General features: G+C 59.8%; 16 protein-coding genes and 1 tRNA gene. 6 read left to right on the top strand and 11 right to left on the bottom strand.

What is annotated here, in order from left to right:
* Window positions 1-6 precede the first annotated feature (6 nt).
* Entirely contained in the window at window positions 7-1,821 is a 1,815-nt protein-coding gene (gene dnaK, locus C4N23_RS07630) for a molecular chaperone DnaK (RefSeq protein WP_112145201.1), read from the bottom strand.
* A gap of 107 nt (window positions 1,822-1,928) precedes the next feature.
* A complete protein-coding gene (locus tag C4N23_RS07625; protein WP_112145199.1) occupies window positions 1,929-2,996 on the bottom strand; it encodes an SseB family protein in 1,068 nt (355 codons plus the stop codon).
* Between the two features lie 212 nt (window positions 2,997-3,208).
* Here C4N23_RS07625 and C4N23_RS07620 point away from each other — a divergent pair, with 212 nt between their 5' ends.
* Window positions 3,209-4,948, top strand: coding sequence for an ABC transporter ATP-binding protein (locus C4N23_RS07620; protein WP_280953110.1), 1,740 nt, complete (start codon window positions 3,209-3,211; stop codon window positions 4,946-4,948).
* Window positions 4,945-6,720: an ABC transporter ATP-binding protein gene (locus tag C4N23_RS07615; RefSeq protein ID WP_112145197.1), complete on the top strand. Its 1,776-nt coding sequence runs from the start codon at window positions 4,945-4,947 to the stop codon at window positions 6,718-6,720. Before C4N23_RS07620 ends, C4N23_RS07615 begins: the two co-directional genes overlap by 4 nt.
* 99 nt (window positions 6,721-6,819) lie before the next feature.
* On the opposite strand, the gene C4N23_RS07610 is transcribed toward C4N23_RS07615, so the two are convergent.
* From C4N23_RS07610 to C4N23_RS07590, 5 genes are all read right to left on the bottom strand, one after another.
* The gene (locus C4N23_RS07610) at window positions 6,820-8,544 is read right to left on the bottom strand and encodes a recombinase family protein (protein ID WP_112145195.1); all 1,725 of its coding nucleotides are present in this window, start codon (window positions 8,542-8,544) and stop codon (window positions 6,820-6,822) included.
* Window positions 8,541-9,005 (bottom strand): hypothetical protein, encoded by a 465-nt coding sequence (locus C4N23_RS07605; RefSeq protein ID WP_112120869.1) that lies wholly within the window; start codon window positions 9,003-9,005, stop codon window positions 8,541-8,543. Before C4N23_RS07605 ends, C4N23_RS07610 begins: the two co-directional genes overlap by 4 nt.
* Before the next feature lie 164 nt (window positions 9,006-9,169).
* Window positions 9,170-9,454, bottom strand: coding sequence for a hypothetical protein (locus C4N23_RS07600; protein ID WP_015538118.1), 285 nt, complete (start codon window positions 9,452-9,454; stop codon window positions 9,170-9,172).
* A 636-nt stretch (window positions 9,455-10,090) separates the two neighbouring features.
* Window positions 10,091-11,029, bottom strand: a complete 939-nt coding sequence (locus C4N23_RS07595) for a SurA N-terminal domain-containing protein (RefSeq protein ID WP_112145193.1) — start codon at window positions 11,027-11,029, stop codon at window positions 10,091-10,093.
* A gap of 12 nt (window positions 11,030-11,041) precedes the next feature.
* Window positions 11,042-11,416, bottom strand: a complete 375-nt coding sequence (locus tag C4N23_RS07590; RefSeq protein ID WP_055190633.1) for a DUF3592 domain-containing protein — start codon at window positions 11,414-11,416, stop codon at window positions 11,042-11,044.
* A 233-nt stretch (window positions 11,417-11,649) separates the two neighbouring features.
* Between C4N23_RS07590 and C4N23_RS07585 the strand changes: the two genes are divergently transcribed.
* Window positions 11,650-11,733, top strand: a tRNA-Leu gene (locus C4N23_RS07585).
* 148 nt (window positions 11,734-11,881) lie between these two features.
* Here the strand turns inward: C4N23_RS07585 and C4N23_RS07580 are convergent.
* Both C4N23_RS07580 and C4N23_RS07575 read right to left on the bottom strand, forming a co-directional pair.
* Window positions 11,882-13,249: a PFL family protein gene (locus tag C4N23_RS07580; protein ID WP_097838517.1), complete on the bottom strand. Its 1,368-nt coding sequence runs from the start codon at window positions 13,247-13,249 to the stop codon at window positions 11,882-11,884.
* 36 nt (window positions 13,250-13,285) lie between these two features.
* Window positions 13,286-13,555 (bottom strand): ACT domain-containing protein, encoded by a 270-nt coding sequence (locus C4N23_RS07575; protein ID WP_112145191.1) that lies wholly within the window; start codon window positions 13,553-13,555, stop codon window positions 13,286-13,288.
* Between the two features lie 441 nt (window positions 13,556-13,996).
* On the opposite strand from C4N23_RS07575, the gene C4N23_RS07570 reads away from it, so the two are divergent.
* The 3 genes from C4N23_RS07570 to ispE are packed head-to-tail and all read left to right on the top strand — an operon-like array spanning window position 13,997 to window position 16,555.
* Window positions 13,997-14,476, top strand: a complete 480-nt coding sequence (locus tag C4N23_RS07570) for an Lrp/AsnC family transcriptional regulator (protein WP_055190616.1) — start codon at window positions 13,997-13,999, stop codon at window positions 14,474-14,476.
* Entirely contained in the window at window positions 14,476-15,660 is a 1,185-nt protein-coding gene (locus tag C4N23_RS07565; protein WP_112145189.1) for a pyridoxal phosphate-dependent aminotransferase, read from the top strand. The genes C4N23_RS07570 and C4N23_RS07565 overlap by 1 nt, the downstream gene beginning before the upstream one ends.
* 13 nt (window positions 15,661-15,673) lie before the next feature.
* Complete coding sequence (gene ispE / locus C4N23_RS07560) at window positions 15,674-16,555, top strand: 4-(cytidine 5'-diphospho)-2-C-methyl-D-erythritol kinase (protein ID WP_112145187.1); 882 nt, start codon at window positions 15,674-15,676, stop codon at window positions 16,553-16,555.
* Window positions 16,556-16,728: 173 nt separating this feature from the next.
* On the opposite strand, the gene C4N23_RS07555 is transcribed toward ispE, so the two are convergent.
* The gene (locus tag C4N23_RS07555) at window positions 16,729-16,929 is read right to left on the bottom strand and encodes a DUF378 domain-containing protein (protein WP_055190610.1); all 201 of its coding nucleotides are present in this window, start codon (window positions 16,927-16,929) and stop codon (window positions 16,729-16,731) included.
* A gap of 54 nt (window positions 16,930-16,983) precedes the next feature.
* Window positions 16,984-17,613, bottom strand: a complete 630-nt coding sequence (locus C4N23_RS07550; RefSeq protein ID WP_055190608.1) for an AhpC/TSA family protein — start codon at window positions 17,611-17,613, stop codon at window positions 16,984-16,986.
* Window positions 17,614-17,632: the final 19 nt, after the last annotated feature.

Genomic DNA, 17,632 nt, shown 5'->3' with positions numbered 1-17,632 from the left:
AGAATCTTAAAGCGTCGAATTCGGATCGTTCGAAGACTGTTCACTGGTATACAGCATCATCAAATGGTTTGCCGACGCTTCCAGCTGCTGTTTGGCCTGACGGAGGTTCGCTTCCTCGGTCTCGTTCATCTTTTCGGGCTTATCCTTCCGCAGACAGCGGCGGAGGTTTGCCACGTCGGCTTTGATGCGGTTCTTTTCGTCCTTGTCCAGTTCCTTTTTGCACTTGGAGAGTGCTTCGTCCACCTTGTAGGCCAGCACCTCGGCCTGATTGTGCAGGTCTAAGCGCTCCTTGCGGCGGCTGTCCTCGGCCTCATAGGCGGCAGCGTCCGCCATGGCACGCTGGATCTCATTTTCGGAGAGATTGGTGCTGCCGGTGATGGTGATGTTCTGCTCCCGCCCGGTGCCGAGATCCTTGGCCGAGACCTTGACCACGCCGTTGACATCGATATCAAACGTGACTTCGATCTGGGGCTTGGAAGAGAAGCTGGCACGGATGCCGTTGAGCTTGAACTTGCCAAGGCTCTTGTTGTCCCGCGCGAAGTGGCGCTCGCCCTGTAAAACATTGATCTCCACGCTGGTCTGCATGGGGCGGGCCGTGGTAAAGATCTGGCTCTTGCGGGTGGGGATCATGCTGTTGCGGGTGATAAGCGGGGTGGCCACGCCGCCCAGCGTCTCGATGGAGAGGGTCAGCGGGGTGACATCCATCAGGACGAGGCCCTGCGCCGCCGCACCGGTGGCACCGGCCAGCTTGCCGCCGCCTTGGAGCAGACCGCCCTGCACGGCGGCACCCATGGCCACGCACTCGTCGGGGTTCAAGCTGTGGCTGGGTTCGCACCCCAGCAGCTCCTTGACCTGCCGCTCCACGGCGGGCATCCGGGTGCTGCCGCCGACGAGGAGCACTTTGCCCAGCTGGCTGGCGGACAGCCCTGCGTCCCGCAGGGCATTCTGCACCGGCTGAATGGTGCGGGCCAGCAGGTCGCCGGTCATCATTTCAAACTGCGGGCGGGTGATGGTCAGATCAAGGTGGTGGGGGCCGTCCTTCCCCACCGCGATGAAGGGCAGGTTGAGCTGGGCGCTGGGCGCGCTGGAAAGCTCCTTCTTCGCCTTTTCGGCCTCTTCCTTCAAGCGGCCCATGGCGGCGGGGTCGCGGCTCAGGTCGATGCGGTCGGACTTCTTGAACTCCGCCACGGCGTACTCCACGATCCGCTCGTCGAAGTCGTCGCCGCCGAGGTGGGTGTCGCCGCCGGTGGCCAGCACCGTGAAGGTGCCGTCCTCGATCTCAATGATGGAGACATCGAAGGTGCCGCCGCCGAGGTCGTAGACAAGGATCTTCTGGGGGGCCTCGTTGTCAAGGCCGTAGGCCACCGCTGCTGCGGTCGGCTCGTTGATGATGCGCAGGACGTTCAGCCCCGCGATACGGCCCGCGTCCTGCGTGGCCTTGCGCTGGCTGTCGTCGAAGTAAGCGGGCACCGTGATGACGGCCTCGGTCACCGGCTCGCCGAGGTAGCTCTCGGCGTCGCGGCGGATCTTGGTCAGAATCATGGCGCTGATCTCCTGCGGGGTCAGATCCTTGCCGTCAATGCGGACCCGGTAATCGGAACCCATGTGGCGCTTGATGCTGGAGATGGTGCGGCCGGAGTTGGTCGCAAGCTGGCGCTTGGCTGCGCCGCCCACCAGACGCTCGCCGTCCTTGGTAAAGGCCACCACGCTGGGGGTGGTGCGCTCGCCCTCTGCGTTGGCGATGACGACGGGCTTGCCGCCCTCGACCACTGCCACGCAGGAGTTGGTCGTTCCAAGGTCGATTCCGATCACTTTGCTCATACTGCTTTGTCCTCTTTTCTTGCGGCGTGATTTTTTTCCAAGAATATCTTACCGGTTTCCTATGACGATTCCGTAGAACAAATGTAAAGAAACTGTGTTTTGCCCGATCAGCGGGGCTGATTTGCCTCGGCCACCAGATCTTCGATGAGTTTCTGGGTCTCGTCGAGCCAGAGCTGCGCGTCCGGGGCTGCCTGTTCCAGCTGGACCCGGAAGCCCTGTTCGGCCTCAGCCAGTTCGGCGAGGGCTTTCCGCCGGGAGACGAAGCGGGTCTCGGTCTGGGCGATGCGGAGACGGATCTGGGGCGTATAGGCTACATCCGGCGTGCCGCGGCCCGCACTCTGGGCACGGCGGTAGTATTGCAGGGCCACAGCCAGCTCCTTGTCGGAGGCCAGTGCATCGTCGCCGAGGGCGATCATGGCCTGAACCTCCCCGGCAGCGGCCGCCTTTTTCCAGAGCTTGCGGGCCTCCGTCTTGCTGCGGCGGATGCCGCGGCCCTGATAGATGCAGTCCGCCAGCAGAGCCAGCGCCTCGGTGTTGCCCTCATCGGCGGCACGCTTGTAATAGTGAACGGCCTCATCCCACCAGCCGTGGCAGGCAGCCTCGTAGCCGCAGTCCAGCTCATCTGCGCCGGGGGCGTCGAGGTCCCCCCGCGCGGCGCGGAGCAGCCCCTTCAGGATGGAATTGTCCAGCGTGGCGGAATTCGTCCACGGGTCGATGACCACGCCGTCCAGCCCTTCGGTGTTCAGGGCGTATGCCATGGCTTCCCGCATTCCGCGCTCGGCCATGGGGCGGGTGGCAGTGGTGCGCTCGGCCTCCGCCGTCTTCACCGAGGTGAACAGCGGCAGGTAGGTGCGCTCCCGCCGGGTGTGGAGAAGCCACGGGGGCAGGTCTTCCGCCTTTTCCTCCGGGATGGGGAGCGATGCCCACGGGGCCGCACCGCTCTGGGGGTCGGTGGCGGCATCCAGCGGCACCAGCACCCGTGTTTTCAGCTCCAGCGCATAGTTCAGGGCGTTCATCAGGTCCCAGAAATGCGCCTCGCTCTGGTCGCGGTAGAGCCGCGCCACAGCCTCTTCCACCACCGGGCAGCCGGTGCCGGTGGGACCGTATTTCGGGGCGGTCTTTTTCTTCCGGCTTCCCACCGGGCGGAACCGCCGTGCGCCTTTCTCATATGCCATCTGCTTCACCCTTCTTTTTCGTCATATCTTTTTCGTCATAATAGATTATTATAGCAGGATTTCCCAATTTTCACAATGGGCGGAGTGATCCCGGAGATGCGGCCCATGCAGTTGCAATATTTTGCCAAAACAATAGCTTTCTAAGCCCAACTGCGCTATAATAAGCTGTTAGAAAGTTTATACCTGTTATAATGGAAAAGGAGATTTTCGCCTTGAACAAAATGCTTACCCATTTGAACGGCTATAGGCGCGAGGCCGTGCTTGCGCCGCTGTTCAAGATGCTGGAAGCCACGTTCGACCTGTTTGTTCCTCTGGTCATGGCAGACATCGTCAACGTCGGCATTGCGGCACACGACCTGCATTATATCCTTGTGCGGTGCGGCATCCTCCTGCTGTTGGCGATGGTCGGTCTGGCGTGCAGCCTGACGGCCCAGTACTTCTCGGCCAAGGCGGCGGTGGGCTACTCCACCTCGCTGCGCCACAGCCTGTTCGAGCATATCCAGAAGCTTGGCTTCACCGAGATGGATACCCTCGGCACCAGCACCCTCATCACCCGCATGACCAGCGATATCAATCAGGTACAGAGCGGCCTGAACCTCTTCCTCCGCCTGTTCCTGCGCAGCCCCTTCGTGGTGTTCGGTGCCATGATCATGGCGTTCACCGTCAATGTGCGGGCCGCATGGATCTTCGTGGTCGCCATCCCGCTGCTGAGCATCGTGGTCTTCGGCGTCATGGTCATCACAAATCCGCTGTATAAGACCGCCCAGACCCGGCTGGACCGGGTGCTGGGCCTGACCCGCGAGAACCTGACCGGCGTGCGCGTCGTCCGCGCTTTCGATAAGGAGAAGAGCGAGATCGACCGCTTTGAGTCGGCCAACGATCTGCTGACCAAGATGCAGCTCCATGTGGGCCATATCTCCTCCCTGATGAGTCCGCTGACCTATGTGATCATCAACCTCGCCATCGTGGCGCTGCTCTATGTGGGCAGCATCGAGATCAACATCGGCGGCATGGCCTCCGGCGATGTCATCGCGCTGGTCAACTACATGAACCAGATCCTCGTGGAGCTGGTCAAGCTGGCCAACCTCATCGTTCAGGTGAGCAAGGCGCTGGCCTGTGCCAGCCGCGTTCAGGCTGTGCTGGACACCGAGCCGGGCATGGAGTTCCCCACCCAGCTCCAGAGCGCCGTGGACGCCGACAAGGCAGACGACGCCGTTCGTTTCGACCATGTCAGCCTGACCTACGCCGGGGCCGGTGCACCCAGCCTCTCCGACATCAGCTTCACCGCCAAGCGCGGCCAGACCATCGGCGTCATCGGCGGCACGGGCAGCGGCAAATCCAGCCTCATCAGCCTGATCCCCCGCTTCTATGACGCCACCGAGGGCACCGTCGAGATCCTCGGCCGCCCGGTCAAAGATTACCCCCGCGAGACTCTGCGCGGCAGAGTGAACGTCGTCATGCAGAAGGCCCAGCTCTTCGGCGGCACCATCCGCTCGAACCTGCTCTGGGGCAGCAAGAACGCCTCCGACGCCGACCTGTGGGCCGCGCTGGAAACGGCTCAGGCCGCAGAATTCGTCAAAGCGAAGCCCCTCGGCCTTGACGAGCCGGTGGAGCAGGGCGGCCGGAACCTGTCCGGCGGCCAGAAGCAGCGCCTGACCATTGCCCGCGCACTGGTGGGCAAGCCCGATATCCTGATCCTCGACGACAGCGCCAGCGCGCTGGACTACGCCACCGATGCGGCCCTGCGCAAGGCGCTGGCCGCGCTGCCCGGCAGCCTGACCGTCTTCATCGTCAGCCAGCGCGCCGCCAGCCTCCAGCACGCCGACCAGATCCTCGTGCTGGACGACGGCAAGCTCGTGGGCCTCGGCAAGCACGCCGAGCTGCTGGCAAGCTGCCCGGTCTACGAAGAGATCTACGCCAGCCAGTTCAAGAAAGGGGATGCGCAGAAATGAGTGCAAAAGCGAAAAGCAGGCTGACCCCCGAACAGCGCAAGGCAACGCTCCGCCGGGTCCTTGAAAAGATCCGCCCCTATAGCTTTTTCGTGGTGTGCAGCCTGATCGTGGCTGCCGTCAGCGTGGCGGCCCAGTTGTATATCCCCATCCTCTGCGGCAGCGCCATTGACCTGATGCTGGGCAAGGGCACCGTCGATTTTGCCGGTGTGATGCGCATCGTTGTGCAGATCGTCGTGGTGGCCGTCATCGCCGCCTTTGCGCAGTGGCTGCTCAGTGTCTGCAACAACCGCATCACCTTCTCCGTCAGCCGCGACCTGCGCAACGCCGCGCTGCGCAAGATCCAGACCCTGCCGCTCTCCTACCTCGACAGCCACCCCTCCGGCGACATCGTCAGCCGGATGGTCGCCGATGTGGACACCTTCGCGGACGGTCTGCTGATGGGCTTCACCCAGATGTTCTCCGGTCTGCTGACCATTTTCGGCACCCTGCTGTTCATGCTGAAAGAGAATGTGCCCATCACCTTGGTGGTGGTCTGCATCACTCCGCTGAGCCTTGTGGTGGCCAGCTTCCTTGCCAAGCGCAGCTACAAGTATTTTCAGGGGCAGAGCTCCGTGCGCGGCGAGCAGACCGCGCTGGTCAACGAGATGATCGAAGGCCAGAAGGTCGTTCAGGCCTTCGGCCACGAAGCCGAGAGCCTCGACGCCTTTGACGAGGTGAACGGACGGCTGCAGGACGTGAGCCTGAAAGCCATCTTCTTCTCCAGCATGACCAACCCCGCCACCCGCTTCGTCAACAACATCGTCTACGCGGGCGTTGGCCTCGTGGGCGCTGTCTATGCTGTGGCGGGCGGCATCACCATCGGCCAGTTGAGCATCTTCCTCAACTACGCCAACCAGTACACCAAGCCCTTCAACGAGATCTCCGGTGTCGTCACCGAGCTGCAGAACGCACTGGCCTGTGCGGCCCGCGTCTTTGAGCTGCTGGACGCCGAGGACCAGATCTCCGAAGCCGAGAACGCCAAGGCGCTGCAGACGGACGGCCATGTGGAGCTGAAGGATGTCTCCTTCCGCTACTTGCCGGACCGCCCCCTCATCGAGGGGCTGGATCTGGACGTCAAGCCCGGCCAGCGCATCGCCATCGTCGGCCCCACCGGCTGCGGCAAGACCACCCTCATCAACCTGCTCATGCGGTTCTATGATGTCAACGGCGGCTCCATCGAAGTGGCGGGTGAGGACATCCGGAACGTTACCCGCGCTTCGCTGCGGGGCAGCTACGGCATGGTGCTGCAGGAGACATGGCTGCGGGCCGGCACCGTCCGCGAGAACATCGCCTACGGCAAGCCGGACGCCACCGACGAGGAGATCCTTGCAGCGGCCAAGGCAGCCCATGCCGACAGCTTCATCCGCCGTCTGCCCAACGGCTACGACACGGTCATTGCTGAGGACGGCGGCAACATCAGTCAGGGCCAGAAGCAGCTGCTCTGCATTGCCCGCGTCATGCTCTGTCTGCCCCCGATGCTGATCTTGGACGAGGCAACTTCCTCCATCGATACCCGCACGGAAGTGCGCATCCAAGCGGCCTTTGCCCGGATGATGCAGGGCCGCACGAGCTTCATCGTGGCCCACCGCCTGTCCACCATCCGCGAGGCCGACGTCATCCTCGTTATGAAGGACGGCCGCATCGTCGAGCAGGGCGATCACGACGAACTGCTGGCGCAGGGCGGCTTCTACGCCAAGCTCTACAACAGCCAGTTCGAGGGCGTGGAGACCTGAGCCAAACGCAAACAAAATGGGATGTTCGCAAGAGCAGGGTTCCCATAAAACAGTATTTGCAAAAGTTCCCGCAATGGGGCAGATTTGGCGTGACTTCGGTCACGCCTTTTCTTTTGCTTCCAGTTCATCCAGAGGGATATACCCCAGCCCATCATACTTAATATGGATGTGCTGCACCCGCTTTCCGCTGGACTTATCCGGGGCATCCACATAGATGGCCGACACCAGTTCACGGAGAGCATAAGGGGTGAGTTCTTCAATATGAACGTACTTGTGCGCTTTCTGGACGAACTTCTCAATATTCTCGATCTGCTGTTCCTGTACTTCGATTTCCTGCTGGATAGAGAAGGCTTCCTCTTCCAGATGCTTCTGTTCGGCATCGTAGCTTTGGCTCATCATGTCAAAGCGTTCATCGCTCAGCTTTCCGCTGGCGTTATCCTCGTAGATTTTCATGAACAGCCGTTTGAGGTCTGCAATCCGCTTCTCATTCCGGGCAAGCTGCTTCTTTAGGACGGTCAGCTTTTCGGTGCTTTCCACCCGAAGCTGCTCCTCCATGACCTTGCGGAAGTAGTCTTCATGACGGAGAATGTAGTCCGTCACCCGCTGAACATGACTCAGTACACGTCCTTCCAGAACCTTTACCCGGATGAAGTGTCCCTTGCACTTGCTCCCGTTCTTCTTGTGCAGAGAGCAATCAAAGAAGTCTTGACTGAAGTCCCTGTTGTTGGACGAACCATATTGCATCTTAGAACCGCAGTCAGCGCAGTAGACCATACCGGAGAAAATGCTGCTCTTGCCTGTCCGGGTCATGCGGTGACGCTGGTTACGAATCTCCTGAACCTTTTCAAACACATCATCGTCAATAATGCGCTCATGTGTATCTAGGAAGATAGCCTGATTTTCCACAGGATTCAGATGTCTCTTTTTATCCCAGATAGAGTTAGTATAGGTCTTGAAGTTGACTGTGCAGCCAGTGTACTCCCGGCGTTCCAGAATCAAACTTACTGCTCTTTTATCCCAGCGGTAAGGGTCTTCCGGGGCAGGTGCGTTTGTACTCCGGCCATGGCTCAACTTGTAGGCGGTAGGAGTCAGAACTTTATCTGCCCACAGTTGGTTCGCAATTTGGGTCGGCCCACGTCCCTCCATGCACATGGAGAAGATGCGCTTCACAATCGCAGCCGCTTCCGGGTCAACAAGCCAATGCTTCGGGTTCTCCGGGTCTTTCACATAGCCGTAGGGGACATTGACCGTCAGCGGTACTCCACGCTCTCCCTTGGCCTTCTGGACAGCCCGAATCTTGCGGCTGGTATCGCGGGCGTAAAACTCGTTGAACCAGTTCTTAATGCCCGCAAAATCGTTGTTTACGCTGTTCGGGTCAATGGTGTCGTAATTGTCGTTAATGGCAATGTAGCGAACGCCATACTGGGGAAAGGTGAAGTTTGTGTACAGACCCGTCAAGGCAGAGTTGCGCCCCAGTCGGGACAGGTCTTTTGTGATAACGATTCCTACACGCCCTGCTTCGATCTCGACCAGCATACTCTGAAAGCCGGGGCGGTCATAGTTCGTGCCAGAATAGCCATCATCAACAAAGAACACCGGGTTCGAGAAGTGGTTCTTTTTAGCGTAGTCCAAAAGGATATCCTTCTGGTTCTCGATAGAAAGGCTTTCGCCGAGCCGTGCGTCCTCTTGCGACAGTCGGCAGTAAAGTGCGGTGATTTTATTCGTTGCTCCAGACATTGTTGTGTCCTCCTTACTCTGTGGAGCAACTGTCGGTACAGGATTGGTTACCGGGTCAAGTATAGCAGAATTGGACGCAGTTGTCATTCGTCTGCACCCTCATCTTCAAATTTTTGCTGGGCGTTCTTGGCAACAATGCGCTCCAGCTTCTTCAAAAAGGACTCCTTGCCCTCATAGCTGCCGGTCACGGTGTAGGTGGTGTGACCGACTTTCTCCGTGGTGGTCAGTTCTGGAATCCAGAAAGCGGACAGGTTCTTGACATGGAGGTTGCCGTTCTCGTCCACATAAGAGCTGTGTTTCTTCTGCTCTTCGGTCAAGGGCTTCCGCTTGAAATAGATTTCATTTTCGGAGATGTTCACAGTCTCGCTGGTCTGCTCTTTCGGGGCATCATCATACAGCTGTGCGAAAAATGCCAGTGCATCTTCGGGTGGTTCTTCCTCCATGAGCTGCTCGAAAACTCGCTGTTCCTCTGCCGAGAGGTTATTCCATGCGGCTTCCAACTCCTGCTCGTTGGCTGCGTTGACGAAGGCTTCGATCTCTTTTTTCATGGTGCATCCTCCTTTGGCTGCGAAAAGCGGATTTTCAAAAAGTATGGGTTTTCGTGAGAGCAAGAATCGTCCCGTGGCCACAAATTTTCAATTCTTGAAAATTCTTGCCCTTTTGGGACAGCTTCTTGTTGGGGCGTGCCTGCCCCAAACCCTGCTAGGTGATTTCATTCTTGGTGGTTGCTATATTGCTTATATGCCTTTTCAAATCCTGATTTGTTATATATGATAAATTTATAACATTCTCCATCTTTCATGGAAATTGCTGCAACAGGAACGACCATCTGACTCCATGAAAGCTCCCTTATCTCGTTCATGGGCAATACAAGGTTGCGATACAGTGGACTGACTGTGAGCTTTTGAGTTGAATATGTAATGCTCTGTTCATCAATGTACAAACCACCGCCAATGATTCCATTACGGCATAAGCTACACACAAAAGTTTTTCCCATAATATTACCGCCTCCTATTAGTTGATGGTTGGTTAAGTTGAGTATATCATATTGATTTCCAGAAGAACACCCCTATATAGGAGATTTTAGCCGTTTTACTGCGTACGTGCGTACGAGAGATTGGTACGCACGTACGCAGCGATTTGCCCGAAGCGCACCCTATATAGCCGTTTCCCCCTCGGAGAGCCCACTACACTTTGCAGACCACAGGGATGAAAGTGTCATAGTGAGTTATTACACTTCCGCAGAAGTGCCTTCTCCTCGCCGCAGACAGCCGGGTGTGCCTTTTGTGAGAGCTTTCTGTGCGGCGAATCTACATCGCCCACAGGCGATGTAAGCAGGGATTCCAAAGGGGCGCAGCACCCTTGGCACACGACTTTGGTACAAAGTCTAGTGTGTTACACCTTTCCAGAGATGTACACGTTCCTGAAATGCAAAAAGCCCCATACCCAACACCTTGACGGTGCGGACATGGGACTTGATGATTCCTCGGCCTAGCCGGGTACTCGTAACCAATCCTGACAGGCAGTTGCCGTGTCATTTCTCGAAAACTGTTTTACGAATACCCAGCAAGCTGCGAGCATCCCATTTTGTTTGTCTGTTTGTTTGTTGGGACCTGATGGAGCGGAGGAGCGATCACTCTGCGGCCTCGATGATCTCCGGCTCCGCGGGGGGCGGGGTCAGGGTGGAATGGGCACGGACAAAGGCGGCAGCCCGCTGGCTGGCGATGCCCTGCCGCAGTTTCCGCCGGTCGTTGGAGGGGAAGGTGCGTTCGCCCTTCCAGCCCGCCAGCGCCGCGTCCACCTCGGCCTCGGTGGGCCAGAGCTGTTCCTTTTCGGCCACCAGCAGCAGCCCCAGACGGCCCCGCAGCTTCTGCTCGGCCCCGGCGTGGAGCTCGGCGCGGAACTGCTCGACCGTCTGGTTCCGCACCTTTAAGTATTGGTCGAAGTTGACATTGTTGGCCTGAAGCCGCAGGTTGAACTCCCGCTGCTCGGCGAAGTAGTTGCCCGCCACCAGCTGCTTGGGCAGGGTGCCTTTCACCTCGCCGCCCAACTGGTAGATCAGCTCCCGCTCTGCCAGCGTCTCGGCCTGTGCGCAGCGGGTCCTGTAGATCTCCTGCGCCACCCGCCGCCGCAGGGCAAGCTTGCCCGCCTCGTCGGCGGCGCGGTCCTCGTCGCCGTGGTGGCGGTTGATTTCCAATTCCAGCGTCAGCTTCCGGATGGGCCGGGGCTGAATGGGCTGGACAAAGCCGGTGTACCGGCCCAGCTCCAGCGGCGGCAGACAGAAAAACTCCGCCCCCGCCCGGAACCCCTCGGCCCGGTTGACGGCCAGCAGCTCAAAATCCGGATCGGTCACCGGGATGAGATGGTGTTCCTCCATCAACTGCGCGAACAGGGGCGAAAAGCCCTCCAGAATCGCCCGGTTGACAGCGTTGGTCAACAGCTCTTCCTCGTCTGCCGGGGCGTCGGGGGCCGCCTGTTCGGCCTGTACCGCTGCTTCCAGCTCGGCGGCACTGGCCGAAAAGACCACCCGGCAGTCGCCCGGTTCAGCCATTCCAAAATGTTCCAGTTTCATCGCAGACCCTCCTTACCGCATAAAGCCCGCCATCAGAAGCAGCAGCACGACGGCCAGCACGAAGTAAAGCACCTCGGCACCCAGCACCGCGCGGTCGCCCTCGACGTACATCTTTTCGAGGTTCTCCGGGTCATAATATAAGGTAACGTCTGCCCCGGTGTCGAAGCCTTTGCCCTTGGAGGCTTTGGGATAGTGGAGTCGGTGGCTGCCGCCGGCAGTCTCGAACTCCAGCACGTAAGCTTGGCCGTCCCGGCCCTGCACCGTCCCGGCGACGCGGGCGGTGACCTTTTCGCCCTTTTGGCACAGCTTCCGCCGCGCAAGCACACTGCGCAGCCCCATGCCGAACATGAGCGCTGCACCGAGGACAAAGATCAGAAAGTTGAACATGTGTGGTTCCCTCATTCCATCGTATTTCGCTGTGGGACACTCAGCCCCGGACAGCTTGGCTTTTATTGTATCATATTCTGACGAAAATTTCGCCCCATCGTCCACATTTTGGCGCAAAAATTTGCCCGGAATTTTTGTCAGAAAAATTTGAAAAATCCGCTTGACATTTCCGAATCCCATGGTATAATTACTATCGTTCCGAGCGACACGGCTCACGAACAAAAATAAAATATGCGGATATGGCGGAATTGGCAGACGCGTTAGATTCAGGTTCTAATCGGGGCAACTCGGTGGAGGTTCAAGTCCTCTTATCCGCACTGAAAACACAGCACACTTTGTGTGCTGTGTTTTTTCGTGCGGATAAGAGGACTTGAACAGGGCGGCGTCGGCCATCGATCCTATAACAACACCCCTTCGCCAACAGCTTGGCGAAGGGGTGTGCTTTGTATCATGAAGATCGTGCGATCAGTTCTTCAGCGACTGCATCGGCGCGGGCAGACGGCCGCCGCGGTTGATGAAGACGGAGGGGTCGCGCTGGTTGACGGGCATGATGGGGCCGTAGCCCAGCAGACCGCCGAAGTCGAGGATCTCGCCCGCTTTGCGGCCGATGGCAGGGATGACGCGGACGGCGGTGGTCTTGCTGTTGACCATGCCGATGGCGGCTTCGTCCGCGATGAGGGCGCTGATGACGGCGGGGGTGGTGTCGCCGGGGATGATGACCATATCGATGCCCACCGAGCAGACGGCGGTCATGGCTTCGAGCTTCTCGATGGTCAGGCAGCCGCACTCGGCGGCGTGGATCATGCCGTCGTCCTCGCTGACGGGGATGAAGGCACCGGACAGGCCGCCCACATGGTTGGAGGCCATGACGCCGCCCTTCTTGACGGCGTCGTTCAGCAGGGCGAGACAGGCGGTGGTGCCGCAGCAGCCGCAGGTCTCAAGGCCCATCTCTTCGAGGATGTTGGCCACGCTGTCGCCCACGGCGGGGGTGGGGGCCAGCGACAGGTCGATGATGCCAGCGGGCACGCCCAGTGCCTTGGAGGCGAGGTTTGCGACCAGCTGGCCTACGCGGGTGATCTTGAAAGCCGTGCGCTTGACCAGCTCGGCCACCTCGTCGATGGGGGCGTCCTTGGGCAGCTTTGCCAGCGCGGCGCGGACGGCGCCGGGGCCGGAAACGCCCACGTGGATCTCGCAGTCGGGTTCGCCGGGGCCGTGGAACGCACCGGCCATAAAGGGATTATCCTCCGGCGCGTTGCAGAAGACCACCAGCTTTGCCGCGCCGATGCACTGGCGGTCGGCGGTCAGCTCGCTGGCCTTTTTGACGGCCTCGCCCATCAGCTTGATGGCGTCCATGTTCAGGCCCGCCTTGGTGGCACCGATGTTCACCGAGCTGCAGACGATATCCGTCTGAGCCAGTGCGCGGGGGATGGACTCGATGAGCCGCCGGTCACCCGCCGAGAAGCCCTTGTGCACGAGGGCCGTGTAGCCGCCCACGAAGTTGACGCCGACCTTTTTGCCCGCAGCGTCCAGCGCCTTGGCAAAATCAACGGGGTCAGCCTCCGGGCAAGCACCCAGCAGCATGGCGATGGGCGTTACGCTGATGCGCTTGTTGATGATGGGGATGCCGTACTCGGCGCTGATATGCTCCACGGCGGGCACCAGATTCGCCGCCTTGGTGGTGATCTTGTTGTAGACCTTCTCACAGGCCTTTTTCGGGTCCGGGTCGATGCAGTCCAACAGGCTGATGCCCATGGTCACGGTGCGCACATCCAAGTTGTCCTGCGTGAACATCTCGATGGTTTCGAGGATGTCGCCGGTATTCATCATACTCATTTGGAAAGTACCCCTCTTTCATGTTAGGCTATCGTTTTAGATCGTGTGCATCGCGTCAAAAACTTCCTGACGGGTGACATTGATCTGCATCCCCATCTCCTTGGCAAGGGCGTCTGTACGCTTGTGCAGCTCCTCGTGGCTGACGCTGCAATGGGTGATGTCCACCAGCATGATCATGGCGAACATGCCCTGCAGGATGCTCTGGGTCACGTCTTCAATGTTGATGTTCAGCTCGCTGCACAAGGCGGCGACTTTTGCGACGACGCCGACGGTGTCGTGGCCGATGACTGTGATGAATGCTTTCATATTCCTTACCCCCGTTAACTCAATGTGAAAACTCCCTCCGTCATCGCTTGCGCGATGCCACCTCCCTCAAAGAGGGAGGCTGATGTTGCAAATAACTCCTTCCGTCATCGCTGACGCGATGCTACCTCCCTCAATGAGGGAGGCTTTCACAGTTCACCGTTACGCCAAGGCTCCCTCCGAGAGGGAGCTGGCACGGCAAAGCCGTGACTGAGGGAGTTGTGCAACAGCCCCTGTCGCCGGGAGGCGACTGGGGGAGTACGTCTCTTCCAGTATAGCAGATTTACCGATTTTTGAACACACTTTTTAGAAAAAAGAGCAGGAGACAGGGCGAAAAGACGGTCTATCTAAAAAACAAGATGCAAACGCGCCGCAGTTGTGCTATACTTAAAAATAACAATCGGCGCGGGATGCCCGCGAGCCGGAGATAAAGGAGTAACGACGATGGAACAGCTTTTGAAACTTCTGGAAGATAACGCGCGGCTGCCGATCGAGGACATTGCCACGATGCTGAATAAATCCCCCGCCGAGGTGGCGGCAATGATCGACCTTGCCCGCGCACAGGGCATCATCAAGGGGTACAAGACCCTTGTGGACTGGGAAAAGGCCGGGGTGAACCGGGTGGAGGCTGTCATCGAGCTGAACGTCAGCCCCAAGAAGAGCCGCGGCTTCGACGAGATCGCGGCTACCATTGCCGCCTTCGACGAGGTGGAGAGCGTGCTGCTGATGAGCGGCGGCTACGATCTGCAGCTGGTCATCAAGGGCCAGACCTTCCAAGAGATCGCGCTGTTCGTGGCCAAGCGCCTGTCCCCGCTGGACGACGTGCTGTCCACGGCTACCCATTTTGTCCTGCGTACTTACAAAAAAGAGGGCCGCTTCTATCAGGACGACGAAATTGATGAAAGAGAGTGCACCGTGCTGTGATGGACTACGATAAACTGATCGCGCCTGCCGCCAAGGCCATGCGCCCCTCCGGCATCCGCAAATTCTTCGACCTCGCCGCCGACATGCCGGAGTGCATCAGCCTCGGCGTCGGCGAGCCGGATTTCAAAACGCCGTGGGCTGTCCGGGAAGCGGGCATCGAGAGCTTGGAGCACGGCCGCACCCGCTACACCGCCAACGCGGGCCTGAAGGAGCTGCGCGCCGAGATCTGCCGCTATCTGGAGCGGCGGATGAACCTCCATTACGATCCGCTGACGCAGGTGCTGGTCACCGTGGGCGGCAGCGAAGCCATTGATATGTGCATCCGCACCATCGTGCAGCCGGGGGATGAGGTTATCATCCCGGAGCCGTGTTTCGTCTGCTACGAGCCCATCACCACCCTGTCCGGCGGTGTGCCGGTCCATGTGCCCTGCCGACAGGAGGACGAGTTCCGTCTCCGCCCGGAGGCGCTGAAAGCGGCCATCACCCCCAAGACCAAGCTCCTCATCATGCCCTTCCCCAACAACCCCACCGGCGCGGTGATGGAGAAAGAGGATCTTGAGGCCATTGCCGAAGTGCTGCGGGACACAAACGTCCTCGTGCTGTCGGATGAAATTTATGCGGAGCTGAACTACGGGCTGCGGCCCCATGTTTCCATCGCGACCCTGCCCGGCATGGCCGAGCGGACCGTGGTGGTCAACGGCTTCTCCAAGAGCTACGCCATGACCGGCTGGCGCTTGGGCTACGCATGCGGCCCGGCCCCCATCATCAAGATCATGACGAAGATCCACCAGAGCGCCATCATGAGCGCCCCCACCACCAGCCAGTACGCCGCCATCACCGCCTTGCGGGACTGCGACGGCGAGATCGACCGGATGCGGGACGAGTACAACATGCGCCGCCGTCTGGTGGTGCGTACCTTCAACGAGATGGGGCTGACCTGCTTCGAGCCGCGGGGCGCGTTCTATGCCTTCCCCTGCATCAAGTCCACCGGCATGACGAGTCAGGAGTTCTGCACCAAGCTCTTGGAGCAGAAGCATGTGGCCCTCGTGCCCGGCGACGCCTTCGGTGCCTCCGGCGAGGGGTACTGCCGGGTGTCCTACGCCTACTCGGTGGAGCATCTGACCGAGGCGATGAAGCGCATCCGTGCCTTTTTGTGGGACAACGGCATCCGCACGAACGGATGAGAAGGAGTTTGAAATGGCAAAGTTGAATCGTGTGACGGTTCTGGCCCCGGCCAAGCTGAACCTTGCACTGGACGTGGTGGGCACTCTGCCCAACGGCTATCATGATCTGGATATGACCATGCAGGCCATCACGCTGTATGAAAAGGTCGTGCTGACCCGCAGCAACGGCCTGAACCTGACCCTGCCCGGCAGCCCCGTGGCCGCCAACGACAGCAACACCGCCATCAAGGCAGCCATCGCCTTTTTCCGGTACACCGGGCTGCTGGCGGGCGTGGATATCACCGTGTATAAGAACATCCCGGTGCGGGCCGGGATGGCGGGCGGCAGCGCGGACGCCGCAGCCGTCCTCGTGGGTCTGAATGCGCTGTACGGGGCACGCCTTTCCATGAGCGAGCTCTGCGCGCTGGGGGCCAAGGTGGGCGCGGATGTGCCCTTTGCCCTGATGGGCGGCACCTGCCGGGTGCAGGGCGTGGGCGATGTGATGAAAGCCCTGCCGCCCTGCCCGGACTGCTGGTTCACGGTGGTCATGCCGGACTACGGTGTTTCCACCCCGGAAGCCTTTGCGGCTTATGACAAGGTCGGCAGCAGCCATCACCCCGACTGCGAAGCGCAGGAAGCCGCCATCCGCGCCGAGGATTTGGCCGGGGTCTGCGCCGCTGCGGGCAACGCGCTGGAAGAGTGCAGCGGTGCCAAGGATAACGAGGCCATCAAAGCGGCGCTGCGCCGGCACGGGGCGGTGACGGCCCTGATGACCGGCAGCGGCGCGGCGGTGTTCGGCATTTTCGAGCAGGAAGCCGACGCCCGCAAAGCCGCCGAGGCTCTGAAAACCCGCTGGCCGCAGGTCTATGTGGCCCAGCCCGACAAGGGCGGCGCACGGGTCGCAGCCCCGAAGTGAATCTTATAATACAATAAAAAAGCTGCTGCCAACTCCCTCAGTCACGGCTTTGCCGTGCCAGCTCCCTCTCGGAGGGAGCCTTGGCGTAACGGTAAGCTGTGAAAGCCTCCCTCTCAGAGGGAGGTGGCATCGCGTAAGCGATGACGGAAGGAGTGATGCAGCAGCTTTTTTATTTATGTCTCTTCGTCTGCAAACAGGCCCGGAATGCCGCAGACAGCGGCAATGCCGACGACTGTAAATACGATGCGGGACCAGATGGAACTGCTGCCGCCCAGCAGCCAGCCGACAAAATCAAACTGGAACAAGCCGACCAGCCCCCAGTTGATGCCGCCGATGATCATCAGGATCAGGCATACTTTATAAAAGGTCTGCACAAAAAGACCCCCTTTCTTTTGGGTAGTTTTGCCCAAGGGAAAGGGGGTTATTCATCAGTCGTCCCAGCCCATGAGGTCGGGCAGGGTGAGGGTCTCGTCCGAGCAGTGGGGGTTCGCATCGGCGTGGGCCTGTACGGTGGCTGCTTCCACGGCCTTGACAATCTCGGCGATGGCGGCGCAGTCCTCCGGCAGGTCGGTCTGGCTGCGGCCGGAGTGGGTGAACAAGATCTTGCCCTTGTGGCCCACCACCAGCGTCAGGGGCAGGATCTGCGGGGCGGCTTTGTCGTAATGGTAGCCCGCGTCCTTGGCGGCCTTGTAAATTTTTTGAGCCGCAAAGCTCCAGCTCAGCAGACCGCGGGTCTGCTCGACGCCGAGGTAGCCGTAGAGCACGCCCGGCCCGTCGCAGATGACGGGGAAGGGAAAATCCGATCCACGGGTGGCGGCGGCCACGGCCTGAGCGCTGGACCGCACCACACAGGCCAGCCGCGCCCCTTTCAGGGAGGGCAGGGTCTTCAGATAGCGGGTGATGTACTCGCGGCTCACGGGATGATCGAACCCCGGCAGGAAGATCATGCACAGCGGCCGTCCGCCCTCACAGAGCCCGTAAAAATCGTTTTCCGGCACCGTGGGGGTGTCGTAGGTAAAGCGGGGGATGCTCGTCCCCACCAGATGCTCAGACTTCATGCCGCAATGCACATCCTTT

Source organism: Faecalibacterium hattorii, from assembly GCF_003287455.1.
Classification (GTDB): domain Bacteria; phylum Bacillota; class Clostridia; order Oscillospirales; family Ruminococcaceae; genus Faecalibacterium; species Faecalibacterium hattorii.
The sequence above is the reverse complement of the archived record's forward strand: the minus strand, read 5'-3'. Positions and strand labels throughout refer to the sequence as shown.